20 protein-coding genes are annotated in these 24,904 nt (G+C 44.3%); 7 read left to right on the top strand and 13 right to left on the bottom strand.

Going from position 1 to position 24,904, the window contains the following annotated elements; genetic code table 11:
* Positions 1-16: 16 nt before the first annotated feature.
* From FN815_RS17090 to katG, 6 genes are all read left to right on the top strand, one after another.
* The gene (locus FN815_RS17090; protein ID WP_142456005.1) at positions 17-313 is read left to right on the top strand and encodes an NAD(P) transhydrogenase subunit alpha part 2; all 297 of its coding nucleotides are present in this window, start codon (positions 17-19) and stop codon (positions 311-313) included.
* Positions 310-1,728: an NAD(P)(+) transhydrogenase (Re/Si-specific) subunit beta gene (locus FN815_RS17085; protein ID WP_142456003.1), complete on the top strand. Its 1,419-nt coding sequence runs from the start codon at positions 310-312 to the stop codon at positions 1,726-1,728. Before FN815_RS17090 ends, FN815_RS17085 begins: the two co-directional genes overlap by 4 nt.
* A 277-nt stretch (positions 1,729-2,005) precedes the next feature.
* Complete coding sequence (locus FN815_RS17080) at positions 2,006-2,722, top strand: carbohydrate binding domain-containing protein (protein WP_142456001.1); 717 nt, start codon at positions 2,006-2,008, stop codon at positions 2,720-2,722.
* Positions 2,698-7,575, top strand: a complete 4,878-nt coding sequence (locus FN815_RS17075) for a cellulase family glycosylhydrolase (protein WP_142455999.1) — start codon at positions 2,698-2,700, stop codon at positions 7,573-7,575. Before FN815_RS17080 ends, FN815_RS17075 begins: the two co-directional genes overlap by 25 nt.
* A 398-nt stretch (positions 7,576-7,973) precedes the next feature.
* Positions 7,974-8,468, top strand: a complete 495-nt coding sequence (locus FN815_RS17070) for an FKBP-type peptidyl-prolyl cis-trans isomerase (RefSeq protein ID WP_142455998.1) — start codon at positions 7,974-7,976, stop codon at positions 8,466-8,468.
* A 236-nt stretch (positions 8,469-8,704) separates the two neighbouring features.
* The gene (gene katG / locus FN815_RS17065; RefSeq protein ID WP_142455996.1) at positions 8,705-10,924 is read left to right on the top strand and encodes a catalase/peroxidase HPI; all 2,220 of its coding nucleotides are present in this window, start codon (positions 8,705-8,707) and stop codon (positions 10,922-10,924) included.
* A gap of 502 nt (positions 10,925-11,426) precedes the next feature.
* On the opposite strand, the gene FN815_RS17060 is transcribed toward katG, so the two are convergent.
* The 13 genes from FN815_RS17060 to FN815_RS17000 all read right to left on the bottom strand — a co-directional run bounded on the left by FN815_RS17060 (position 11,427) and on the right by FN815_RS17000 (position 22,074).
* A complete protein-coding gene (locus tag FN815_RS17060) occupies positions 11,427-11,993 on the bottom strand; it encodes a DUF4256 domain-containing protein (RefSeq protein ID WP_142455994.1) in 567 nt (188 codons plus the stop codon).
* 68 nt (positions 11,994-12,061) lie between these two features.
* A complete protein-coding gene (locus tag FN815_RS17055; RefSeq protein WP_142455992.1) occupies positions 12,062-12,982 on the bottom strand; it encodes a ketopantoate reductase family protein in 921 nt (306 codons plus the stop codon).
* Between the two features lie 230 nt (positions 12,983-13,212).
* Entirely contained in the window at positions 13,213-14,370 is a 1,158-nt protein-coding gene (locus tag FN815_RS17050) for an ABC transporter permease (protein WP_142455991.1), read from the bottom strand.
* An 8-nt stretch (positions 14,371-14,378) separates the two neighbouring features.
* The gene (locus FN815_RS17045; protein WP_142455989.1) at positions 14,379-15,356 is read right to left on the bottom strand and encodes an HlyD family secretion protein; all 978 of its coding nucleotides are present in this window, start codon (positions 15,354-15,356) and stop codon (positions 14,379-14,381) included.
* A 4-nt stretch (positions 15,357-15,360) separates the two neighbouring features.
* Entirely contained in the window at positions 15,361-16,776 is a 1,416-nt protein-coding gene (locus tag FN815_RS17040) for a TolC family protein (RefSeq protein ID WP_142455987.1), read from the bottom strand.
* Positions 16,777-16,789: 13 nt separating this feature from the next.
* Complete coding sequence (locus tag FN815_RS17035) at positions 16,790-17,389, bottom strand: TetR/AcrR family transcriptional regulator (protein ID WP_142455985.1); 600 nt, start codon at positions 17,387-17,389, stop codon at positions 16,790-16,792.
* A gap of 187 nt (positions 17,390-17,576) precedes the next feature.
* Positions 17,577-19,214 (bottom strand): eCIS core domain-containing protein, encoded by a 1,638-nt coding sequence (locus tag FN815_RS17030; RefSeq protein ID WP_142455983.1) that lies wholly within the window; start codon positions 19,212-19,214, stop codon positions 17,577-17,579.
* A gap of 100 nt (positions 19,215-19,314) precedes the next feature.
* Complete coding sequence (locus tag FN815_RS17025; RefSeq protein WP_142455982.1) at positions 19,315-20,031, bottom strand: hypothetical protein; 717 nt, start codon at positions 20,029-20,031, stop codon at positions 19,315-19,317.
* 61 nt (positions 20,032-20,092) lie between these two features.
* Entirely contained in the window at positions 20,093-20,437 is a 345-nt protein-coding gene (locus FN815_RS17020; RefSeq protein WP_142455980.1) for a HepT-like ribonuclease domain-containing protein, read from the bottom strand.
* Entirely contained in the window at positions 20,434-20,715 is a 282-nt protein-coding gene (locus FN815_RS17015) for a nucleotidyltransferase family protein (RefSeq protein WP_142455978.1), read from the bottom strand. The genes FN815_RS17020 and FN815_RS17015 overlap by 4 nt, the downstream gene beginning before the upstream one ends.
* 205 nt (positions 20,716-20,920) lie before the next feature.
* Positions 20,921-21,163 (bottom strand): hypothetical protein, encoded by a 243-nt coding sequence (locus FN815_RS17010; RefSeq protein ID WP_142455976.1) that lies wholly within the window; start codon positions 21,161-21,163, stop codon positions 20,921-20,923.
* Between the two features lie 2 nt (positions 21,164-21,165).
* Positions 21,166-21,693 carry a hypothetical protein gene (locus FN815_RS17005; protein ID WP_142455974.1) on the bottom strand — a complete coding sequence of 176 codons (528 nt, stop codon included), beginning with the start codon at positions 21,691-21,693 and terminating at the stop codon, positions 21,166-21,168.
* A 3-nt stretch (positions 21,694-21,696) separates the two neighbouring features.
* Positions 21,697-22,074 (bottom strand): hypothetical protein, encoded by a 378-nt coding sequence (locus tag FN815_RS17000; RefSeq protein ID WP_142455972.1) that lies wholly within the window; start codon positions 22,072-22,074, stop codon positions 21,697-21,699.
* Between the two features lie 858 nt (positions 22,075-22,932).
* On the opposite strand from FN815_RS17000, the gene FN815_RS16995 reads away from it, so the two are divergent.
* Positions 22,933-24,642 (top strand): mechanosensitive ion channel family protein, encoded by a 1,710-nt coding sequence (locus FN815_RS16995; protein ID WP_246075344.1) that lies wholly within the window; start codon positions 22,933-22,935, stop codon positions 24,640-24,642.
* The last annotated feature ends 262 nt before the right edge of the window (positions 24,643-24,904 follow it).

Genomic DNA, 24,904 nt, shown 5'->3' with positions numbered 1-24,904 from the left:
TCAATATTCTACTGATATGTCAGCCTTAATATTTTCTTTATTCATCTTTGTTCTGGCCTGTTTCATTGGCTTTGAACTGATTTCAAAAGTCCCGCCAACGCTGCATACGCCGCTTATGAGTGGAGCCAATGCCATTTCAGGCATCACCATTGTGGGGGCACTCATCGTAGCCGGACACTCGGGCGTGGACTCTCAAACCAGTCAAATCATCGGTTTTGTGGCCATTGTATTTGCTACCATCAACGTGGTGGGCGGATTCATGGTTACCGATCGCATGCTCGAAATGTTCAAGAAAAAAGAGGATGACCAATGAGCCAGTTTTTACCAGAAGCTATTTTACCCTATCTGCCCGACACCATCCAAATCATCTACCTGGTAGCCACCTTCTTTTTCATTAGAGGGCTGAAGTTATTGAATTCCCCTGCCACCGCACGTAAGGGAAACCAATTTGCGGCACTTGGTATGTTTATCGGGATTGTAGTAACCCTTTTTGATCAACAAATTGTTTCTTTTGAATGGATTATCGGCGGTGTGCTCATAGGTGGATTGATTGGGGCCGTTCTGGCTAAAAAGGTAGCCATGACCGCCATGCCCGAGCTCGTAGCTGTATTCAACGGTTTTGGGGGTGGTGCCTCTGCCCTGGTAGCCTGGGGTGAGTTTTCACGCCTGGTTGATCCGACCACGATGACACCTGACAGCTTGGTAACCACCGGTTTAGGCGTATTCATCGGAGCCCTCACTTTCACAGGAAGTTTCATCGCCTTTGGCAAGCTTAAAGGCTTTATCTCAGGCAATGCCATTACTTTTCCCGGTCTGAATGTAATTAACATTGGCTCTATGATCGCGGTGTTGGTGCTGATTGGGATATTCACTTTTGATCCCACCAACCAAACTATTTTCTGGATTATCCTGGGGCTTTCTCTCTTGATCGGAATCACTTCTGTGATCCCCATTGGAGGCGCCGACATGCCGGTGGTTATTTCTTTGTTGAACTCCTATTCCGGTATAGCGGCTTCTATGGCTGGTTTTGTGATCGGCAACAACCTGCTGATTATTTCCGGTGCACTGGTTGGTGCTGCAGGACTTATCCTCACTAACATCATGTGTAAAGCCATGAACCGTTCGCTCACGAATGTGATTTTTGGTGCCTTTGGCGGCGACTCCGGCGGAGCTGGCGCTGGCGAAGACGGCGACAAAACTGTTCGCGAAACTTCCGCTGAAGATTTAGCCATTCAGGTAGCTTATGCCTCTAAAGTAGTAATTGCCCCCGGTTATGGACTGGCCGTTGCCCAGGCACAGCACGTATTAAAAGAAGTAGCCCAAAAACTCGAAGAACGCGGCGTGCAAGTTAAATATGGAATTCACCCGGTTGCAGGACGTATGCCCGGCCACATGAACGTACTATTGGCTGAAGCAGATGTGCCCTACGATCAGTTGCTGGACATGGACCAGATCAACCCGGAATTTAAAACCACCGATGTAGTTCTTGTAATAGGAGCCAACGACGTAGTAAATCCCGTGGCCAAAACCGAGCCCGGCAGCCCCATTTACGGCATGCCTATCCTTAATGTGGATGATGCTAAACGAACCGTAGTCTTTAAACGCAGTTTAAGTCCCGGTTATGCCGGCATCGACAATCCATTGTTCTATGCTGAGAAGAACCAGATGTTCTTTGGTGATGCTAAGAAAAGCCTGCAGGCGCTTAATGAAGCATTGAACGACGTATAGGATTTATGATTTTTGAAGGGTGATTGATGATTGATCGCTCCTTCAACCTTTCTTTTTAAAAGCTTCGATGCCAAGCATCGGGGCTTTTTTTGTATCTACCCGATACTTCATATGTAATTCACAAAAACTGTCGTAGTTCTTCAAGTATGGGTTTTTGAGTCGTAGCCTTTCCACTATCAGTTCGGGGTAACTGAGTTTCAGCGAATTGATTTTTTGATCTAACTATTATTTAAATCTATTTCCTTGCAGGGGAGATTTCATTTTTTGGAGGCTTGCCATGATCTGTTCGAAGGTCCTCAACACTGCACTTTTCATCCTTCTCACCTCAATTTTCCTCTCCAAAACTATTCTCGCCCAAGAGGTACTCATCCCCAAAAACTCAAACTGGAAATATTCGAATGATGGCTCCTTTCCGGGAGCAGCGTGGGTTGATTTTAATTACGATGATAGCAGCTGGCCAGCTGGCCCCGGCATACTTGGTTTCGGAGACGGGATTGAACAGACCACATTGAATTCCGGCTTACAAACCAAGCAAATGGCTAAAGAGGGGACTTTTGCATCAACGGCCATAACCGGTGAAAACCTGCTGGAAAACGGCAACTTTTCAAATGGAATGACCGGATGGGATCAATACATCCAAACTACAAATGCCGCGGCTTCTTTCAGTGCAGGTAATGGGATTTTGCATGCTTCAATTGCCGATGGCGGAGATCAAGGCTGGCATGTACAGCTTCACCAAAGAGATCTTACCATTGAATACGGCGCGACTTACGAGGTCAGTTTTGATGCCTGGGCAGATGGCAACCGTGCAATGAGCATGACCGTTGGCATGCAAAGTTCTCCTTATGATGAATTCACTAACGAATCCATTGACCTTACTACCTCCTCCCAAACATTTGCTTTCGAATTCACCATGGAGGATCCAACCATTCCCAAACCCGACTCAATTTTGACCTGGGTACATCCGACATGGATGTATATCTCAACAATATAGTGCTTAAGAAAACCGGAGAATCACAGTCAAGTGATCCCACTATCGCATACTATTTCCGGCAGCGATTTGAGGTATCCAGTCTTGCAGTCATCGATAAAATTCAGGTGAATTTATTAAGAGATGATGGAGCTGTAGTTTACCTGAATGGACATGAGGTGATCCGCGAGAATATGCCCACTGGTGCTATCTCTAATACTACACTGGCCGAAGGAGGCGTCAGCGATGCAGGTGAATCAACCTATTACTCCTTCAACCTGAACCCGGACTATCTCCAAAACGGCGACAATGTCATTGCAGTTGAAATACACCAGGATCAAATCGGGAGCTCCGATCTTGGCTTTGACCTTGAGCTTCGAACTCTGCAACAAAGTAATGAAGCCTTGGAACCGCGCGTCCGTGACCGGTGGATGGGCTATACCTACCCGCTGAATGCCTACTATGCCGAAGTTGATTTTGATCACCGCCATGGAGTAATCAATGGTCATATTGCCAACAGTTGTGGTCCTACTGCTTTCAGCAAGGTGCTTCATTATTGGGAATTCCCCAGAAAAGGCTTTGGGGAAGTGAGTTTTACCGACCGGTATGGAATCGATTACCATGCCAATTTCGGAGCAACAGAATACAATTTCGACCAGATGCCGGATTACCTGCCCCAATCTGCTTCGCAAGAAGAATATCATCATGCAGCAACTTTAGTCTACCATGCCGCCACTGCTATTCAAGACAAATACGTAACCGGTGGCAGTCTTGAGGATTTCAGAAATGGCTTCATCAACAACTTCGGCTACAAAAATTCGGCACAGGTTGTTCATAAAGATGATTTTACCACAGAGGCCTGGACGGAGCTCTTGAAAAACGAATTCCGAAACGGCCGGGTCGTCATTATAGCCAGCGGAAACATAGTGAATCAAGGCGGGCATTTTTACATAGCGGACGGCTTTAATGAATACGACGAAATACATGTGCGATGGGATTTTGGTGAACAGCATGGTTATTACCCGGTCAATAACTTCGAATTGTACCCCGATGATGTCTCCGCACTCGTCGGACTTGAGCCTGAGCCCCATGGAAAATCACTTACTCTCACCTATCCCGAAGGCGATGAAGAACTTGAAGCAGAAGATCAAATTACTATAGAATGGACTTCAGAGAATATCACTGAGCTGGAAATCGAGTTTTCTGATGATGGAGGAAAAACCTGGGAAGTAATAGCAGATCAGGTTCAGGCTTCTGATGGCCAATATACTTTCACTTTGCCGGGAGAAGTTTCAGATAAGGCAAAAGTCAGAATTACCGACGCAAGCACCCTCAATGTGTACTCCCGCAACAGAACTCCATTTACCATTGAAACGGCTACAGTCGATCCGGGCATCGTCGAAACCCCATTTACAAGAGGCGTAAACCTATCCGGATGGTTTCAGTATGTGAACAGAGCGCAGGACATCTTCTTTTCCGAATACACTAAACAAGACCTAATCAATCTTAAAAGCATCGGAGTGGATGTGGTTAGGGTACCCATCAGTTTCCATCTTTTTACCAGTGGGGCGCCCGAATACACCGTCGACCCTTTGCTGTTTAATCTACTTGACCGGGCGGTAAACTGGGCTGAAGAGCTGCAGCTAAATCTCATTATTGACAATCATACCGTGGATGAGGCACTGACAGATCCCCAGCTTTTTAATGCCCTTATCCCGGTGTGGACTCAGATCGCAAACCATTATAAAGACCGCTCGGAATACATCTTCTATGAAATTGCCAATGAGCCCAATATGACACAGGAAGAGTGGTATCCTGTTCAACAACAAGCCATTGAAACCATTCGCAGTATTGATCAAACCCACACCATCATCGTTACCGCACATGGATGGGGTGGAGTAGGTGACATGGAGGATATACCGGTGTATGATGATAACAACCTCATCTACACCTTCCATTTCTATGAACCCTTTATTTTTACGACACAAGGAGCAGACTGGGGCGAACTTTCCATGGAGTCGCTGGCTGGGATACCCTTCCCTTATGATGCTGCAAACATGCCTCCATTTCCACCTGAACTTGAAGGTACCTGGCTGGAATCCGAGTATCATAATTATCCTAATACCGGAACCGTTGAGGCGATTAAAGAACGCATGGATATCGCTATTCAATTTGGAAATGAGCGGGGCGTACCGGTGTATGCCGGTGAATTAGGGGTTTATATAGCCAATAGCGACCCAAGCTCAAGATTGAAATGGTACGAGGAAGTGACCAGCTATCTCACCGAACATAAGATCGGCTGGACGGACTGGATGGGAATCTATGAAAAAGATAGTGAAGAGTTTTTCGATCACGACCTGAATATTCCACTTTTAGAAGTGATGGGATTCGAAACTCCACCTCAAACCCCATTAACCATACAACCAGACACCACTGGTTTTACTATTTATGATGATTTCTTTGGCAGATATATAGGCAAGATGCCTTTCGGCTACCCGGAACAACTTAGTTTCTATAGACAAGATGCGCCACAGGAAGGTGACTTCAACATTCACTGGCCCAATCCTCAACAATATACAAGCATAACCTTCGATTTTAATCCTGACAAAGACCTTTCTGCTCTACTTGAAGAAGAGTACATGCTGGAATTTTATATGAAGTCGGATACTCCTGAGTTAAATATGGAAATCAATTTCCTGGATACCCAAACTGATGACCCGGGCGATCGGGCATGGCGAATGAGCGCTACCATTGATGCAACCCTGGTTCCCGGCGATGAAGAGTGGCGCCTTGTTCAGATTCCATTATCCGAGTTTATGGAAGCGGGTATCTTTGATGGCCATTGGTACCCGGCCCAGGGAGATTTCGACTGGACAAAGATTGACCGCTTTGAGTTTTCTGCACCGACTTCCCTTGAAGGTAATAATGTGTGGTTCGATGACATCAACATAAAAAAACAATCACCTCCTCCCGGCCTTGTTGAAACTCCATTTTCAAAAGGAGTGAATTTATCCCAATGGTTCCAGGACGATACCATACAGGAAACCTTTTTTACCCGTTACACCAAACAGGACCTGATTGACATAAAAAGCCTGGGTGCCGATGTAGTACGTGTGCCCATCAACTTCCATTTCATGACCAGTGGTGCCCCGGCATACACCATCGATACGTTACTACTAAATTTCCTCGACCAGGTTTTAGATTGGGCAGAAGAACTGAAACTCCACATCATCATTGACAATCACGCCATAGGGCAAGCTCTCACAAATTCGGATCGTCTGGATGCCCTGGTCCCGGTATGGACCCAGCTTGCCGAACGCTATAAAGACCGTTCGGAATTCATCTATTATGAAATCGCCAACGAACCCAATATGACGCCGGAAGAGTGGTTTCTGCTTCAACAGCAAGCCATTGATGCCATCCGAAGCGTGGATGCTACCCATAGCATCATTGTTACCTCCAATGGCTGGGGCGGCGTGGAAGATTTGAAAAATATGCCGGTGTATGAGGACGAAAACCTCATTTATACTTTTCATTTTTATGCACCTTTTGTTTTTACCACTCAAGGTGCGTTTTGGGGTGAACCCAACCTGGAATCACTCGCCGGTGTCCCTTTTCCTTATGAAGCCGCTACTATGCCCTCTGTTCCTTCTGAGTTGAAGGGTACCTGGTTAGAGGATGCACTTCATAGTTATCCGGAAGAAGGCAATGTCGAATTTATCAGAGAACAAATGGACATCGCCATTGAGTTTGGCAATAAACGTGGCGTGCCTCTTTACGTAGGTGAGTTAGGGGTTTATATGCCCAACGCTCAGCAGGAATCACGAGTAAATTGGTATCGTGAAGTCACCCGTTATTTTGATGAACACAAGATCGGCTGGACTTCCTGGGATTACCGGGATGGCTTTGGATTGTTTTACAAAGACAGTGATGAACTCTTCGAGCATGATTTAAACATGCCATTGGTAGAAGCCATGGGCTTCAATACCCCCCCGCAAACGCCCCTGAATATTCAGCCCGATACCACCGGCTTTACTATCTATGATGACTATTTTGGGGATCATATCTATGACTCTCATTATCGCTATCCGCAAGGGGTCAATTTTTACAACCAGGATACGCCCGACGAAAGTGAATTCAGTATTCATTGGAGTGATGCACGCAAATTTGGAAAAATCGAAGTCGACTTCAGGCCTGACAAGGACCTTACTCTTCTCCTTGAAGAAAATTACATGCTCGAATTTTACATGAAAACAGACGCCTCTGATCTGGATATGGAAATCCGGTTTGTGGATACCAAAACGGATGAAGACGGAGATCATGCATGGCGGATGACAACCACTATTGATGCAACCATGGTTACTGGCGATGAAGAATGGCATTTTGTACAGATTCCATTAACTGATTTCGCTGAATCGGGTAGTTACGAAGATGGTTGGGACTACGAACCACAAGGGGATTTCGACTGGAGCAGGATTGACTTCTTTGAGATCTCAGCTGCAGAACCGCTTCAGGGCCAGAATGTTTGGATTCATGACATCCACATTGTGGAACAAGAGCCGGCCGTTTCTATAAAGGACGAAGGGAATAAGCCCATAGCTTTCGCTTTGCATCAAAATTATCCCAACCCTTTTAATCCCAGTACCATCATCAGTTACGCCCTTCCCGAAAAGAGTAATATTCAGATTCAGGTATACAATGTAATGGGGCAAAAAGTGGCTGAACTTCTCAATAAAACTCAGAGTAGTGGGCGCTACACGCTTAGATGGCATGCTGATGATTTACCCAGTGGCATGTACCTGATAAAAATCAATGCAAACCAGGCAAATGGACAGAGAAATTTTACCGATACGAGGAAAGCCTTGCTCATTAAATAAACCACCTTGCACTGAAAGTGCAGGGGGTTGGTTGGAGACTGAAAGTCCCGGTCGCTCCACCATCCCGGTCATCCAGAGGGTACCCCCGATGGACCTTGCATTTTGCGGAGCATCTTTAACCAATTTCCTGAGCTATATTTCCAGTGGCTCAAGCGCTGTTGCCACTGGTTGGTTGGCAATCATTTCTTGGCTAAGGTTCTTCAGCGGTAGCTTCTGAATGACCCCATGATCTTAGCCATTAGATTTTTTCGGAATACTAAAGTGCAGGTTTTTTCACCCTCAGCTGGGACCAATAAAACAAGCAGGCTTTGCCATCAACTTTTTCTTTAAAAAACGATCAGCATCTAAGCTACAAAACAACGTATCTTTGCAGCCTATTATAATTTCAAAAAGATATCATGAAATCTACGTTTGTATTTGCTGCCGGAATCCTTTTCACCCTTTTCCTATCCGGGTGCTTACCCGATAATTCCTGTGATGTCAAGCCCAACCTGAATGTGGACGAAGCCCAACTGCAAGCAGATATCGATGCGATTGAAAGCTATCTATCCGAAAATAACATTGATGCTGAAGTAGATCCTTCAGGCATACGCTACGTCATCCACAACCCCGGCGACGGTAAAAGCCCATCTCTTTGCAAAACCGTAGCCGTTACTTACGAGGGGCGCCTGATGTCAAACGGCAATGTATTTGACGGTACTGACAGTTCCGTAGCTTTTGGATTGAACCGGCTTATCACCGGCTGGCAAGTCGGTATCCCCTTGCTTGAAGAAGGCGGAAGCATCACGCTCTACATTCCATCGGTTTACGGTTATGGCAGTCGCGGCTCCGGCAATGCTATCCCTCCCAACGCCAACCTTATTTTTGATATTGAGCTCAAAACCGTGCTTTGATTTAGCTTTTCGCTAATCTGCAAATGGTAAGAAAAACAGATAAGCCTTAGAGTGCCTCCTAATTGAATATTGGGTGTTTAATACTCTTTAGTGGCTGTTTTACTCCTTTCATAAAGAAAACCTATCGCAGCTTAAATCTTTATTGATTTGGTTTGATTTCGGGGAATCCATTTCTTTGGAACATAAAAATCACACCGATCGATAACTGATTGACTGAAGAAACTAAAGGAGATACTATGGCGAATGAAACATCACAAAATGAAAGTAAGTGTCCATTTCATAATGGCGCTGCAAAAAGTGAAACAGCGGGTGGAGGTACCAAAAACCGGGACTGGTGGCCAAATAAACTGAACCTTGATATCCTTCGTCAACACTCACCTTCTTCCAATCCTATGGGAGAGGACTTTGATTATGCCGAAAAGTTTAATGAACTGGATTACGAGGCACTAAAGAAGGATTTACACGAACTGATGACTGACTCACAGGATTGGTGGCCAGCAGACTGGGGTCATTATGGCGGGCTTTTCATCCGTATGGCATGGCACAGCGCCGGTACTTACCGCGTGGCCGATGGACGCGGTGGCGGAAGCACCGGTAATCAACGTTTTGCCCCACTAAACAGCTGGCCTGATAATGTGAGTCTTGATAAGGCTCGCCGACTGCTCTGGCCAATCAAGCAAAAATATGGTGAGAAAATTTCCTGGGCAGATCTCATGATTCTTGCCGGAAATGTAGCCCTTGAAGATATGGGCTTTGAAACCTTTGGTTTCGGTGGAGGTCGTGAAGATTTATGGGCTCCTGAAAAAGATATCAACTGGGGACCTGAAAATGAATGGCTGGGTGATAAGCGTCATGATGATGACGGAAATCTTGAAGGCCGTCTTGCTGCCGACCACATGGGCCTAATTTATGTAAACCCGGAAGGTCCTAACGGCGAACCTGATCCTGCAAAATCAGCTAAATTTATTCGTCAGTCTTTCAAGCGCATGGCGATGAATGACGAAGAAACCGTTGCGCTTATAGCCGGCGGACATACTTTTGGCAAAGTGCACGGCGCGGGCCCTGAAGATCACAATGGCCCGGATCCCGAAGCCGCTCCAATGGAAATGATGGGGCTCGGCTGGAAGAACAGCTACGGTACCGGAATTGGACCTGATACCATCACCAGTGGACTTGAAGGTGCCTGGACCAACAACCCAACCCAATGGGACATGGGTTTTTTCGAGAACCTGTTTGGTTACGAATGGGAATTAGGAAAGAGTCCTGCCGGTGCATGGCAATGGCATCCTAAAGACGGAGCTGGCGACGAAACGGTTCCTGATGCACACATTGCAGATAAGAAGAATCCTCCGGTAATGCTTACCACTGATCTGGCTCTGAAAGTAGATCCGGATTATGAAAAAATTTCCCGACGTTTCTATGAAAATCCCGAAGAGTTTGCTGATGCTTTTGCAAAAGCTTGGTATAAGCTTACTCACCGGGATATGGGACCCAAATCACTTTATCTCGGGCCAGAAGTACCCGAAGAAGAAATGTTGTGGCAAGATCCTATTCCAGCCGTTGATCACGAACTGATCAACGATGAAGATGTTGAAGAGCTTAAAGGCAAGATCCTGAATTCTGGTCTTTCTATCTCTGCACTGGTTTCTACAGCCTGGGCATCTGCTTCCACTTTCCGTGGATCAGACAAACGTGGTGGTGCCAATGGTGCACACATTCGTTTGATTCCTCTGAAAGACTGGGATGTAAACAACCCTGACCAACTGGACAGAGTGCTGAACGTACTTGAAGGCATTCAGGAAGAATTCAATGGCGCACAATCCGGTAATAAAAAAGTATCCATAGCGGATCTGATTGTACTTGGTGGCGCCGCTGCTATTGAAAAAGCAGCTGAGAAAGGTGGACACGATATCACGGTCCCCTTTACTCCAGGTCGTGCGGATGCGCTGCAGGAAGAAACCGAGGTTGAATCCTTCGACTGGTTGAAGCCTCAGGCGGACGGATTCCGTAACTATTACAACCCACACGCCCGAAGTATTGCCACTACCGAAGAAATGCTGGTAGATCGTGCACAACTGCTATCACTAACCCCACCCGAAATGACGGTATTGGTTGGTGGCATGCGTGTATTGGATACCAATTATGACGGTTCTAACTACGGTGTGTTTACCGATAAGCCCGGAACACTGACGAACGATTTCTTCCTGAACCTTCTCGATCTCAAATACGAGTGGAAAGCCACTTCTGATGATGAGAACTACTTTGAAGGTCGTCACCGTGAAACCGGTGAAGTTGAATGGAATGCCACCCGTGCGGATCTGATCTTTGGATCTAACTCGGAACTGCGCGCACTTGCCGAAGTATATGGCAGTAACGACAGTGAAGAGAAATTTCTGAAAGATTTCGTAAAAGCATGGAATAAAGTGATGAACTTAGATCGCTTTGATCTGAAATAAATATAATTAGACCTTACCTATGAAGGTCGGTATATAGTCATCATGACCATGAACCTCCGGGGTAACCTCCGGAGGTTTTTTTATGTCTTTCATTTTTTGGGTTGATGATTTGAGGAATATCAGTCAAAATAAATCAACTTCGCGGCTCTGGCACCATCTCAACCTCTCCTTGTTCCTCTCTCAGGAGAGGTAACGCCTTGGTACTTTTAAAAACTTATTAGCAAGTTTTATCCACCGGTACTTTTGATGAAATCTGTATCTCAATTTACCACCAAGTTTCCCGTTCGGGCGGGGATTAAGGGGTGGGTAAATGGTGCCAAGGAGCAAAATGCTTTCCACAGACCCAAACTCATGACAGCCTTACGAAGCGGTATGCACGTCAGAGACTTGCGGATTTTCAGTATCGCATTATGTCAACAACCCATTACTGATACTTTCAAGTCTAAGACTCAAAAGATCTTCGCCAGCTATGCTACTCTGGCTCTATCCATCCCCCAAACATTCAAATCTTCAAAACTCCCCTAAAACCCCGGGCACCGTAGTAAGATTGTGCCCCATTGTGATACACAAAAACACGGCCAAAGCGGAAATCACCAAAAATAGCCCCCCCCAGCTCTCTCACCTCTGTTGGGGTATTCAACCAGCTTGAAGTTTTTGTATCAAATTCTCCCAACTGCTGAAGCTTTTGATATTCCTCTTCTGTTAAGAGATCAATACCCATTTCATTGGCCATATCTACAGCCGTATTATCCGGTTTGTGTTTTTTTCTGGATTCAAGTCCTTCCCGGTCATAGCAAACGCTTCGCCGGCCATCCGGACTTTCGGGAGAGCAATCAAAAAACACGAACTGATTGGTTTCTTTATCATAACCTACCACATCCGGTTCACCACCGGTTTCTTCCATCTGATATAACGACCACCGCTTTTCAAGCTCCGTGCTTTCTAACTTTTCCAGCACAGATTCCCAACTCAGGTCGGCATGGCGATTCATATTATCTTCGAAACGATTTTGTAACGTTGTGCAGAGCTCTTTCCATTGCTCTTTCAGTACTTGTTCATCAATAGTCATTTTGGTTTATATCCTGAAGGTTTCGATTTTTTGGACTACTCTGAAAATTTGTATTTGCCTACACTAAATCAATTACACTTTATCTCAGATTTCAGGCGAATCATTTCTCCCAATAACCGGGTTTTATTTACCATCTCCGGCTTCCCTATTTCATCTGCCATTCGGGCTATCTCCAGGTTTAGACTTTCTATCTCCGTTTTTCTTTTCTTCCGGATGTCTTCGTAAGTAGAAATAAGCTGCCCGTTTGACCGCTCGCTAATCAGCAACAATTTCTCTTCGATTTCCTCTTGGTCTAGCTCTACTTCGTATTCTCTTGCTAAAACCACGCACTCCGATATAACCTGTCTGGCTAATGTTGCTGCTTCCTTATTTCGATAAAAAATACCGTTGTCCTCTTCAAGCAGCGGACAGATGGAGTTAAAAGCACAGTTCAGAATCACCTTATCCCACACATATTTTAAAATATTTGGTTCATCCCTGAAACCAAAATGGGGCGTACTGATTTGTTCTATGAGCCCACCGGCCGTCCCTGTCTCATTATTCACCCTACCTACCGGAGACTCGGTAACCATTTTAAACGAAACTGTATTCTCTTCCACAACCTGGCTCGTGGCAAACAACACACACCGGTAAACATCATCAAAACCATAAAAAGGCTCTTCAACGTTGAGTCCGTTTTGCAATAACACAATTGAAAATTGTCCTTTTAATCCTCTTAGTTTTTCTGCTATTTCCTGATTTGCAAATGCCTTGGTTGCCACCAGTACAATTCCATTGATGGTATTCAGCTGGCTAAAAGTGGTAGTAATAATTTCTTCTTTGAAAACCTTATCCTCTTTCCCCTTCACCGTTATCACGTCTTCTTTTTCAGGTTGATAATCCACACTGCCTCTTACCAGCTTTACCGACTCTTGGGCCTGTTTTAGAAATACGGCCAGGGCTTTTCCAATAGCTCCCGATCCGATGATATAAATATCCGGCTTTTGCATACCATTACCTCCAGTATTGAATTGATGTGAAATTTTATTACTCGATTTACCTTAGTCTCCCTGACCCTTTTTGGGATTCATTAGAATGTAATAAAACTATGCTATGCCCTTTGTTAAAAGAAAACTAAAATAGCTTGAAGGGCTTGCACCTCAATTAAATAGCAGAACACCTCAGATTACAGGCAAGAATAAAAAACCGGGGATGGAACCAACCACCATCCCCGGCCCAACTAACCATTGTACTTATGGATACGGTACTTCAACACAAAGTGAGAAAGTAAGTACAACACCGCGGTCATGAATATTAAAATCCAGAGTTCACCACTTACATCACCAAGGCTTGCGCCCATCAGTTCCAGTTTACGATAGGCTTTCAGAAAATGAGTGAGCGGGATGATATCCGAGACATAGCTTACCAGCCAGCCGGGCATGCCCTCCAGCGGCCAGGTGAAACCACTAAGTATGAAACTGGGAAGAGAAATAGCCATCAGGATTTCCGTGGCCTTAAGCTGTGAGGGAAAAGCGATACTCACCAAAATTCCGAGGAATACATTGGCAAGGGTAAAAAAGAAAATTAGCGTCCAGTTACCCAACATATCGGCCGGCAGCGGTACCTTAAACAAAGGATAAAACCCGTAGTACACCAGTCCCCACATCAAAAAGGTGAGTACCGTAATCGGAATACTCTTTATGAAAATGAGGAAAACCGGCGAATCCGATAATTTTACCAAAGTCCGGAAGGTGTTGTTTTCAAACTCCATGGCAAAACTCAGGGCCATTACAATCAGGATCACCTGCTGCATCACCGTACCCATGATGCCGGGCCAAATAAAATGCAGGTAATTATTGGCCGGGTTATAGAAACGGTTCACGGTAACCTTAAAAGGCTGAAAATGATCTTTGGCGATTGCCTCCGGCGTGCCCTGTTTTTTCATCGACTCAATTTCAATGCCTGCATTCATAGTTCCCAGTACCTTTTGAATGCCGGAGGACGCATAATTGGCTGAAACCATGTTGCTGCCATTTAGCTCCACATTGATTTCCGCTATCCTCTTTTGAAAGATCTTGCCCTCAAAGTTTTCCGGGATATAAATTACGGCCACATAATCATTATCAATGACCTTGTCTTCAGCCCCAGCTTCCAGGTACTGAATCTCTGCCACTTCCAGGTACTGATTGTCATCCAGAGCGTCAATAATGCGATTGCTCAGCGGAGTGTCGTCGCTATCCACTACCAACACCTCCAGCTCGGTGAGTTTTCCCTGCATATAGGCACTTCCAATCATCAGGGCGTAACCTATGGGAGCGGCAAAAAAGATAAAGATGGCCACGCTGTTGGAGAAAAACAGCTTCAGTTCTCTTTTAAATAGTTTTGTGAAGATGCTCATGGCTTAGCCTATTGCTTAATAAGTACGGTGGTATTGGTATAAATACCCGCTACTTTATCCTGTGCATCAGGAATTAATTTTATTTCATAGATCGATTCTCCCATTGCATAATTGGGATAAGAGCTGGTTTTATTCGCATACGCAGCCAATTGACGTACACTCACCAGTTTGGCTGTAAACTCATCGTTGGTGTAGGGCTGGATAATCGTAAACTGCTGTCCAGTGCTAAATGAACCCACACGGCTTTCAGGCACCGTAAATCGTAGATAAGGTGCGTTGGGCTGATAGCCGGAAAAGATGGTGTATCCGGCAAGCGCCAGTTCTCCTTCTTCCAGTGCCACCGTTTGTATATCCATGTCGGCCGGGGCTACTACAAAGCGTTCATTATAGGCTACATTCGCTTCTTCCAGCGCACCTTTTGCACGTTCCATCTGTCCCTTTGCCATGTTTATTTTCTCTGAACGTACACCGGACATCACTTCTGCTCTCTTCGCTCTTGCCTGTTCGTATTGTGCTTTAGCTCCTTTGAATTTTGCGGATATTTCATCGAATTGTTGGCTTGAGATAAGCGAGTCTTTATACATTTCATGCATCCGCTCCATAGTTTTTTGCACGAACTCAAATTGCTCTTTTGCTGCCTGAAATACTGCTTCAACCTGCTCACGTTCTTCTTTGGTAGCACCACTTTGAGCCATTTCATATTGTGATTGGGCAGAAAGCCATGCCCCTTCGGCCTGCCGTAGTTTGGCTTCCACTTCCGGGATATCCAGCACGGCCAGCGTATCGCCCTTCTGCACGACATCCCCTTCCTGTACCATCATCTTTAAAATGCGTCCGGGTACTTTGGTGGTAATTTCAATTTCCTCGCGTTTCAACTTGCCCTGCAGGGGTTCCGTCTCAGAGTCCCCACAAGCCGTTATCAGCATAGTGAGGCTTACAAACAGTACGATATGTTTTTTCCAATTCATCATGGTTCCTGTTTTCATTTTATTATTGAATTTCTTGATTGATGTGCATGGCTTCAGACAACTTCCCGCCCGCAATCAGGTAGTCTATCACGGCCATATTTTGGGTGAATAACGCCTTGCTATGAGATAGCTCTGCTTGCTGAAGATCGTTTTCAGCTTCCAGGTAATCTTTTTGGGAGATAAGCCCTACTTCATATTGTTTTTGGCTAATGGTATATGCTCTTTGAGCCGTATGCATCTGTTGCTCGGCTACGCGAATTTTTTGATTGGCTTTGTCCAGATCCAGGTATGCTTTGGTCAAATTGAGCTGAAGCTGCTCTCCAATCAGGTCTTTCTTTAGTTTGCTGTTTTCTACTTCAATTTTGGCATTCTGAAGATCCCGGCTTCTCTTTAAGCCGTCAAAAAGCTCCCATTTTAGACCAACACCTACCATCCATTCTGGATCCAACAACGACAAATCATCTTCATATAATTCCTTTCTACCATATAGTTTCACTTGGGGCAAATAGGCACTGTACATTGATTTCTTCTTGAACTCGGTAGCCCGTTGTGCTTCCTTCAAAGCTTCCATCTCCGGGCGGTGACTGGCATCCAACATCTCCCCGCCTGTTTCCCACTGAGTAAGCACTGGTGACAGTTGTTTGAGCTCTTCTTCGGGATGCCCGGTAAGCTGCTGCAAGAGCGCAATCACCAGTTCACGCTGTGCATTTAGTTCGATTCTTTTTTCTTCCAGCTGCTGGGCGGCCAGGTTAATGCGCGCTGTTTCCAGCTCGGTGGCCATGCCCTGGTTCACCGCTTTATCGACATATCGACGCTGTTCATTCAAGCGACGTTCGCTGTTATCCAGTACCTCAGCTGATTTCTGAAGCAGCGCCAAACTTTTATAAGCCTCTACCGTCTGTCGGATAATCGCTGTTTGTTCTTTAACACTCAGGGCTTCATGTGCCTTTCGCTGGTGTTCGGCAGCCTTGGCCAGATACGGTACCTTCAATCCACTAAATAAAACCATGTCAGCACCCAGCGTAGCTTTCCAGATATCCTGCTCCTGTATCGGATCCACTTCCTGCAGCGGTACAGATGGAGGCAAAGGGTCATTAAATCCCATCCCAAGTTGCTCCTTGACAAGCAGTTGTTGCGTACCCATCAGCAAGGTTTCCAGATTTGAGGGGAAAGTGATGTCGTCATTCAGATGAGTAAAGCTTCCTGTAAAACTGATCGTTGGCAGGTAAGTTTGATAGGCTTTCTTGCGGTTGTTTTCTGCAGCCTGTGCGTTGTTCTGCTCAATCCCTACTGATTGGGAAGACGCAATGGCATCATGCACCAACCGGTGCAATTCTGCATCTGTGTTTAAGGTTTGTGCTTTCAATGAGGCAGGCCATCCAAGCAACAGAACTAAATAAGTAACTAAGTAAACTAATTTGGTATTTTTAGTTTCCATACGATAAAAAATTTTATGGTTCTTTCAATATTCCTTTCAGCATCACTTCTACCATGCCTTTAAACATATCGGTGGTTTTGTGTGGCAACCGGTTTTTCAATGTGTCAGGTACCTGGTCTATATTTTCCGGATTAATCACCCAGTCAATGATGGAAGCATACAAAACCACCACCATACTTTTGTCAATATCTTCTCGTACATATCCTTTACGGATGCCTTCATCCAGCAATGAACTAAACCGGCTGAAAGCGGCTTCTTTCTTGTAATTATCCAGCTCTTTACTGAGCTCCGGATAGGATTTTCGCAGATCAGAGATGAATGGAGCCTCCATCCCGGAGAGTTTATCCCCAATAAAAGAGAGGATTGAAGTGAGCTTTTCTACAAAATTCAGGTCTTCATCAATAAGTATCCGGTCCACCCCCGCCGTAAGTTCGGATTTCAAATCCTGTATCACTTGTTTCAGCATCTGAGACTTGCCATCGAAGTGATTGTAGAGCGTTTTCTTGCTCATCCCAAGCTCCAGGGCCAGCTCGTCCATTGTTACTTTATTAAAGCCACGCTTAAAGAACAGCTCTCTAACTTTGTTTAATATGCGTTGCTTGGTTTTGCTCATAATGGAAACTGAAATAAATAATTTAGTGTAAATTTATTTCAATTCTCCTTAAATGGCAATAGCTAATTTTTAACTCTTGAATAAGTGGTATACGTGTAATCCGCAGCTCGTAAAATTATCTTCAAATTCTTAATTCCAGGACATAAGATATAGAGGGCTAAAATATTTTTGGTATCATCCCCATTATTTATTGATTAATCCACTCTACAGGCGGGGTTTCAGGTATATATTGATATCGTGATGGATCATACTCTTCTGTTACTCGAAAAACCCGCTCCGATATATTGGGTTGATGAGCAGTGATCCTTATTAATTCTCCCTGAAATAAGCGGGTATAACTGGCGTCGTGCCATGTTGCAAACTCCCTTACTTCAGATGCTTCTCTGGAATCAGTCACATTTCCTTCAGAAACCAAACCAAAATAGCCATCCTTTTCCTTTCCTATCAGTAACTGAAACGAATATCCCAATTGATTGGTCAGTTCGCTTATAAATCCTCCGTCAGAGATACCAAGAAATTCTGCTACATGTGTGGCTGCCCTGCTAACTAATGTGTCCAAATCCTCATTACTAAATTCCTGAGCAATCAAATCCATTAAAAATGGCGTATATCCAATGGCATCAGCTAAAGCATTCTCTTCCTGGTAATCAATATCCGAGCCCATAGTACTGTGCAGCCGCTCTTTTATTCGTCGGAGTCCTTTAATACCATCTTTTTCCTGTCCTCCGCCTGTTGTCAATTTATCCTCTTTTTTGAAGGCCGTCATTTCTCGTTTTTCGAGTAACCGCCAGTACTTGGTAGTTACCTCTGAAAGCAAATATTGTAGATTCTCGGGAGGTGTTTTGTCCAAATTACCAGCAAGAGTCGCAATTTCATGGAGTAAATTTGCTTTGTTTATTCCAGAAACCTCATCCAGCTGAGAGGTATGCCGGGCTATTTCTATACCTTCAAGGTCACTCATCACCATGTGGTACAGCCCTTCCAGGAACCCATAGATGGTTTTACCCTTAAGAGATGATATTGATTCCTGTATGAGTACTTCCGCAACGCCATGATCGCCCTGACCTCCACTTACCGTAGTAGGCACTCTTTCAGCAAATTTGATATTCACTACTTTTGCGCCACCGCCGTCGTTAAATACTACAACATTAGCAATAGCCATCAGTTGTGCTACTTCCCCCTTCATTTCAGGTTGCTCAATTTCAATAAGTGAGTGCTTGTTAGCTGTTTCTTTTAACTGAGAAATCTCATCTGAACCAGACCAAGTGCGAGTTTTTAGTGTAGTGCCACCAAGTACTTCAGCCATTTTATCGGCCTCAGCCTCCAAGCCTGAATCATCATTAACAGCCACTCCTTTCTTTAATTGATAAGTTGGTTTAACACGTCCCTGTTTCTGTTGAACCACATGCCATGCCTCATGTGGCAGGTGCTTTTCTTGTCCAGGACCTAAATGAATTTCATTTCTCTGAGCAAAAGCATGAGCATTAAGCTGGGCGGGTTTACTTGAATTATAATTAACACGTACATCATCTAAAGAGTGACCGGACATACTTTCAATACCTGATTTCAAATCGTCTGGCAAGCCGGTTTTATTTTCTTTGTCAGTTAAGGCTTTCGATTGCAGGGAGCCAGTATCATTTTCAGAAGATGAGAACCTCTCGTGGGCTTCTTCGATACCTTTACTATTTGCCATGCCAGCCATTTTCATTTGGATAAGATGTTCCGGCCTTTTATCCTCAAAACAATGGCGCTGTGGGTACCGGTTTTTTGATTGTACTGCGGAATCTTGCTTTTTCTCTGAATTCTTTTCGGCGTAGCTATTCATTTTCTCTTTTATTTATTTGACAAACCCCTATCTGGTATACTATTAGCAGAGAAGCTAAATATCAAAAAAGGCGAAAATCAGCTAACAAGCAAGACCTTCTTCAATAAATACCCAATGAAACCCCAATTTTAGGATAGAAGGCGTTTAGGGTGATGTCATAATTGAAAGAGCCCGTGCCATATAAGAAAAGCCGGGGAGTTCCGTACACCGAAATAGGCGAAAGAGTTAGCACAGAGCGAAGTCCCACAGATTGGGTATAAAAATCGATATGCTCCTCTCCCATGTATTCTACGATTATCCCCATATGCCGATACCGGTTTCGCAACACCGTACCAACGGCTAATCCCAAGGGATTTCCATCCAACAGCCTGCGTTGAAAAATGAACTGGTATTGAAAACCATCCTCCCATCCATAACCTCCGGCAGCGGTAAGGTAATAGTGATCAAAAACGTTGTATGTAAAGTCAAATCCAGAGCCTGTCAGCAAGGGACCTATAGCCAGCGAAAATCCTATTTCTTTATGGTCTTTGTTCAGGAATATCAGATTGGTTGTAAGAGACAAGGGGTTACTGTATTCGATTTCTCTTTCTTCTTCGGGATAATGTTTCCTGGTGTAGTCGATGAGTACACCTTCCAAAAAATGATCCGTATTCGCACTGGCTAAAGCATGGCTATAGCTGGCATAATACGGCGCGCCGGCCAACGGCTTCTTTTTCTGGAACATCACCATTTCGCTCATGGGTTGGTGAATGGCGCAGGAAGACAAACAAAAACTGAGTAGTATCCCTATGGTAATGTGTAGGATGGTTTTGGGCATGTGGAATTTTTGGAGTGATTGGGTCTCTCGTTGGATTAAATGCCAGGAAATAAAAATTATGTTAACTATAATCTCTTAAAATCTTTCCGATTTTCATTTTGAGGTCTTCAATATCTTCAGTGGCAACAATCCAAATCATCTCAAGGGTAACTCCGAAATACTCGTGAATGATGATATCTCGTATTCCTGCAATCTGTCTCCATGGTATATCGGGATGATTATTCCGAACATGTTGCGGAAGGTGTTTTACAGCTTCACCAATAATCTCCAATCTCCGAAGCACAGCGTCCTGTTTCTCTACATTTTCATAAAATTCCTGCTCCGAAACTCCCTCAAGAAACTGCTGTATACGGTTAATACTCTCTAAAATATCCTGAAGGAAAACATCAGGCTTTCTCTTGCTCATAATACCGGTTCTTCATCTTTCAGGATTTCATCCCTTAACGCCGGCTTTATCGTTTCATACTCAACAAGATCTACGTCTATTCCCAATTCATCTTCCAATTCTTGCTGAATCTTAATAAAGGTCAATAAACTGATTTTATTCTCGATTTTGACAAGGAGGTCAAGATCATTGGCTATTGAATCACCTCGTGCATAGGACCCAAAAATCCCAGCTTTTTTTATACCATATTTTTTGAGAATAGGTCTAATCTTCTTTTTTATGCTGTCGAGCTCATTCATGATTCTGGTAGGTAATTACAACATCTTGCTGAATATAATAAAAGTAATGGGAATGTTACTTTTATTGGTCTAAACAAAAAGAGTGCTCTTTTTCTGTAACTGAAGCAGGAGCTTCACATTGGCATTCCCAACGGAGACGTTGGGAATGAGTAAAACTTGTACAAGAAGACAAACCAAAACTAATCAGTGGTGAGTGATACCATTACTAAGACAAAATTATAATGAGTAAGAACAGCAGCATTACCATAGTAGCCGCGAAAGCTTTTTTATCATACTCCCATATGGCCCAAAATATTCCACCAAATAGTACGACCGGCCAAATCCACCAGATGCCGGTTGCTGCAGAAAGGATGCCTAACACTAAGGGTACGATGATAAAAATGGCAATCCAGAAATTTTGCTTTCGGTGTTCCTCTTTACGATATGCATTTCGCTGTTCTTCGGTCATAATTATTCTTGTGACATGAGTAATCCGGCTAAACCAACGGCAGTGGTGAGGTCGAGTATCAGGTAGATGGTATTATTTTGGGAGCTGACTTCAGCCTTTTTTTGATGGGTACTTTTAATGTTGTGAAGATAGTGGTAGATCGTTCCGGACTGATCCACATATAGGTATATATATTTTTCTTTCTCGATGCTGCTTGGTGGCTCGGAGATTTGATATCCGGAGGAAGTGAAGGAACCTTCTATGCTATCCCATCCGTAAGGCTCTAATGTGAAATCGATGGTTGAATTATCGATAGATATACCCGGACGGTACTGGGTAGTTGTTTTGGTGTAGGCCAGTATTCTTCCGGTGTCGCTGTCAGAATATACATTGTCAGGGAGACCTAAATTCATGATGGCGAATTTAAATGGCTTGCCTACATATCTATCTAACATGCCACTGGCTGTTTTTTTGTAAGGCACAGTAGTGGCACAGGAAACTCCAAAAACAGCAATTAGTATGTAGCAGGTGAGGCGGTATAATTTGTTCATGATCTATCTATTGTAGAGTGTGGGTATTGCCTCATTAAGGAATGTATACACGTCTTGCCAGTTGGGGAATGCCATAGATAGATTTGCTAAATATATAATAAGAACCCATGCTTCTCCCTTTTCTCTATGTTTTATATAGTCGGGGTCCATCATTAAGTCAGAATAGAGCTGGTTAAGTAAGGTTAAAAACTTTTTCTGCCTCTTCTTTTCAGAAGAAAATATACCTCCTTTCTTAAACATCAATTTTTCAGCAGCTACTAATAAATCTTGTGCTGTTCTGAACGCTTTTGGATTACCACGATTAAGCTCAGCTGCCATCTCATGATCTGTAGTTCTTGTTCCAGGCATATGTATGGGTATTTGTACCTCAAATGTGCTCATATTTATATGATTTATTAATTCAGTAGAAACTCACAATTTATTTCCTCATTCTATAAGCAAAGTCATGAGAGCTATCTGTAAAACGGCATCAAATCTCTATTCCTTTAATATCCCCGCTTTCACACAAATATAATACCTTAAACCACTAATTCAAGTAAAGATAGCAATAAAGTATCAAAATGTTAGAAACGTAGTGTACAATGAATGCCCATCGCCTATCACATTCATGCCTGTATGTCATCTAACTTATTTTACATCCATGTTGCGCTAGAAAACTCAGCTTAGTCATAAGTTATGCAGTAAGGGCGCATCGCCATGCGCCCTTACTGGCTTTTTCGGGTTGTGATGAGAAAAGCAGGCATTCGATGTTTAACTCACTTTTCTCCCTCTGACAAGTAACTACATCACATCATGACTTTAACAAAATACATATCCCGTTGTTTTTCATGCACTCATCTTAGAAATATATTTATATGCAAATATGTTTCAATGCATAAAAGTATAAAAATACACCTATTCACTAAAGAGCATATAGCCAGAAAAAATAGGTAGTTGGCTTTGGCACCAACACCTCTCACAAAAAATGTGGAGACAGCCACATTGTTTGATCTCTCCTTAAGAAGAGAATTTCCAGAGCCGTTTTCAGGCTGTTTATTTAATAAATCCAAAAATATCAAAATCCACCCCGTCCACTTCGACATTCAATGTTCCTTATTCAATGTTCAATATTCCCCATCTCTACGGCCCACCCAAAACCCAAAACACACACCACGCATCACGCAACTCGCTCCAAAATCTCATAACTCAAATCAACCCAACATTTTGTAGATTTGGGGTGATATTTTATCCCTTCAAAAAATGAATAAACCCATGATCCGTGTTTCCCGGTTTTCGTTGATTTTTATTTTGTTGATGCTTCCCTTTTCGGCGGTAACGGCTTTCCAAGAAGAGGCGCCCCAACCACGTGACGGTGATCTGTTATCAAATCCGCAGCGAACGGTGCATACCTTTTTACATTGGCAGCAGTCCGGACATAAAAACCCGGAGTATGTCATCAAAACCATGAAGCTGGCCGACCAAAGCGACGAACAGAAACTGGAGCTCGCCGAACAGCTGCTCAAAGTGTTTGACGCCCGCGGACTGCTCATTGAGTACGAACGCATCCCTGCCGATCCTGCCTACCGAGACAGTTTATCTGGCATGCAGCAGTATATCCTGTTTCCTTCACTGCCAGAGGTATATCTCACCAAAACCGCCCAAAACGAATGGGTATTTTCCCGCACTACCATTAGTAACATCCCTGAGCTGTATCAAAATACTTTTTCAAGCTGGGTAACTTTTATTGTCGACAATCTTCCCGAATGGGCGCACAACGAGTGGCTGGGAATTCAAATCTGGCAGTACCTTGCGGTATTTGTGTGGTTACTATCGGGTTTAATCCTGATGAAAATCTTCAATTTCTTCCTGGACAACTACGTCCGTCGGGTGGCTCAAAAAACCAAGTTCACATGGGATGATGACCTGATTGACGGCGTGGAAAAACCGGCCGGCTATATCTTTTTGATGACCTTTTATTTTCTCACCTATTCCAACCTGCAATTTTCGGTGAGTATCAGTCATGTGTTGGCCTCAGTACTCGAGATCGCCCTGTCGGCAGCGGTAGTGTGGCTGTTTTATAACCTCGCGGACGTGCTCTCCAAATACCTGGGGATGCTTACTTCCAAAACTGAAACTACGCTCGACGACCAGCTCATCCCGCTCATCCGCAAAACACTGCGCGTGTTTGTTATTGTGATGGGAATGATCGCCATCCTCCAAAACAATGGCTACAACGTGGCCTCCCTCATCGCCGGGCTTGGAATTGGGGGCTTGGCCGTAGCCCTGGCTGCCCGAGAAACGCTGGCTAACTTCTTTGGTTCAGTCACTATTTTTATGGATCGGCCTTTTAAAATCGGTGACTGGATTAAAACCGACAATGTTGAAGGCACCGTGGAGGAAGTCGGCTTCCGGTCTACACGCATCCGGACTTTTCACAACTCGCTGGTGAGCGTGCCCAACTCCAATCTTGCCAATACCGATATTGATAACCTTGGGCTGCGTCGTTATCGCCGGCTGAAAACCGTGCTGAACCTCACCTACTCCACCACTCCCGAACAGATGGAGGCTTTCGTGGAAGGCATCAAGGCCATTGTGAAAGGCAATGATCATTTCAGACAGGATTTCTACGAAGTGCATTTCAACTCCTTTGGAGCCCACTCGCTGGATGTACTGGTATATGTATTTTTTGATGTACCCGACTGGAGTACTGAGCTACAGCAACGCCATAATTTTTTACTGGAGATCCTCCGCCTGGCCAAAGAAGTCGGAGTGGAATTTGCCTTCCCAACCCAAACACTGCATATGGACAGTTTTTATGGTGAAGAACCCCGCAAAATAGGCGCAGACCGCAGCGAGGAAGAATTGGCTGCAGCTGTGTACGGATTCGGTCCCAATGGCGAGAAGGCCCATCCGGAAGGCATACGCATTTATAAGGATGGAGAGGAAGTGGATTTTGGGGCGAATAAATAACCGCTAAGGACGCTAAGAGCGCAAAGGGTTAACGCGTTGCTCGTTGCTCGTTGCTCGTTGCTCGTTGCTCGTTGCTCGTTGCTCGTTGCTCGTTGCTCGTTGCTCTTAAGTTTTTGAATATGAGAGAAAGCTTTCCAAAACTTCGAAACAAAATTGGGATTAATATCTAGGGTCTTATGAAGCAAACGAGTCAAAGAGGATCCTCTCTGAGTCGTTTAAGCAATATGTGATATAAGTTATGATCGCGATGATTAAATCTAAA

Origin of the sequence: Gracilimonas mengyeensis (assembly GCF_900182705.1) — a bacterium.
Lineage (GTDB): Bacteria > Bacteroidota > Rhodothermia > Balneolales > Balneolaceae > Gracilimonas > Gracilimonas mengyeensis.
This window is presented reverse-complemented; position numbering and strand designations above follow the sequence as displayed.

Excerpts from the sequence above, each read along its gene's own strand:
- FN815_RS17050 (WP_142455991.1), bottom strand. The coding sequence starts at position 14,370 with ATGAGCATCTTCACAAAACTATTTAAAAGAGAACTGAAGCTGTTTTTC.
- katG (WP_142455996.1), top strand. The coding sequence starts at position 8,705 with ATGGCGAATGAAACATCACAAAATGAAAGTAAGTGTCCATTTCATAAT.
- FN815_RS17025 (WP_142455982.1), bottom strand. The coding sequence starts at position 20,031 with ATGCCCAAAACCATCCTACACATTACCATAGGGATACTACTCAGTTTT.
- FN815_RS17005 (WP_142455974.1), bottom strand. The coding sequence starts at position 21,693 with ATGAACAAATTATACCGCCTCACCTGCTACATACTAATTGCTGTTTTT.
- FN815_RS17085 (WP_142456003.1), top strand. The coding sequence starts at position 310 with ATGAGCCAGTTTTTACCAGAAGCTATTTTACCCTATCTGCCCGACACC.
- FN815_RS17090 (WP_142456005.1), top strand. The coding sequence starts at position 17 with ATGTCAGCCTTAATATTTTCTTTATTCATCTTTGTTCTGGCCTGTTTC.
- FN815_RS17015 (WP_142455978.1), bottom strand. The coding sequence starts at position 20,715 with ATGAATGAGCTCGACAGCATAAAAAAGAAGATTAGACCTATTCTCAAA.
- FN815_RS17040 (WP_142455987.1), bottom strand. The coding sequence starts at position 16,776 with ATGGAAACTAAAAATACCAAATTAGTTTACTTAGTTACTTATTTAGTT.
- FN815_RS17070 (WP_142455998.1), top strand. The coding sequence starts at position 7,974 with ATGAAATCTACGTTTGTATTTGCTGCCGGAATCCTTTTCACCCTTTTC.
- FN815_RS16995 (WP_246075344.1), top strand. The coding sequence starts at position 22,933 with ATGAATAAACCCATGATCCGTGTTTCCCGGTTTTCGTTGATTTTTATT.
- FN815_RS17045 (WP_142455989.1), bottom strand. The coding sequence starts at position 15,356 with ATGAAAACAGGAACCATGATGAATTGGAAAAAACATATCGTACTGTTT.
- FN815_RS17080 (WP_142456001.1), top strand. The coding sequence starts at position 2,006 with ATGATCTGTTCGAAGGTCCTCAACACTGCACTTTTCATCCTTCTCACC.
- FN815_RS17075 (WP_142455999.1), top strand. The coding sequence starts at position 2,698 with ATGGATGTATATCTCAACAATATAGTGCTTAAGAAAACCGGAGAATCA.
- FN815_RS17055 (WP_142455992.1), bottom strand. The coding sequence starts at position 12,982 with ATGCAAAAGCCGGATATTTATATCATCGGATCGGGAGCTATTGGAAAA.
- FN815_RS17060 (WP_142455994.1), bottom strand. The coding sequence starts at position 11,993 with ATGACTATTGATGAACAAGTACTGAAAGAGCAATGGAAAGAGCTCTGC.
- FN815_RS17010 (WP_142455976.1), bottom strand. The coding sequence starts at position 21,163 with ATGACCGAAGAACAGCGAAATGCATATCGTAAAGAGGAACACCGAAAG.
- FN815_RS17000 (WP_142455972.1), bottom strand. The coding sequence starts at position 22,074 with ATGAGCACATTTGAGGTACAAATACCCATACATATGCCTGGAACAAGA.
- FN815_RS17030 (WP_142455983.1), bottom strand. The coding sequence starts at position 19,214 with ATGAATAGCTACGCCGAAAAGAATTCAGAGAAAAAGCAAGATTCCGCA.
- FN815_RS17020 (WP_142455980.1), bottom strand. The coding sequence starts at position 20,437 with ATGAGCAAGAGAAAGCCTGATGTTTTCCTTCAGGATATTTTAGAGAGT.
- FN815_RS17035 (WP_142455985.1), bottom strand. The coding sequence starts at position 17,389 with ATGAGCAAAACCAAGCAACGCATATTAAACAAAGTTAGAGAGCTGTTC.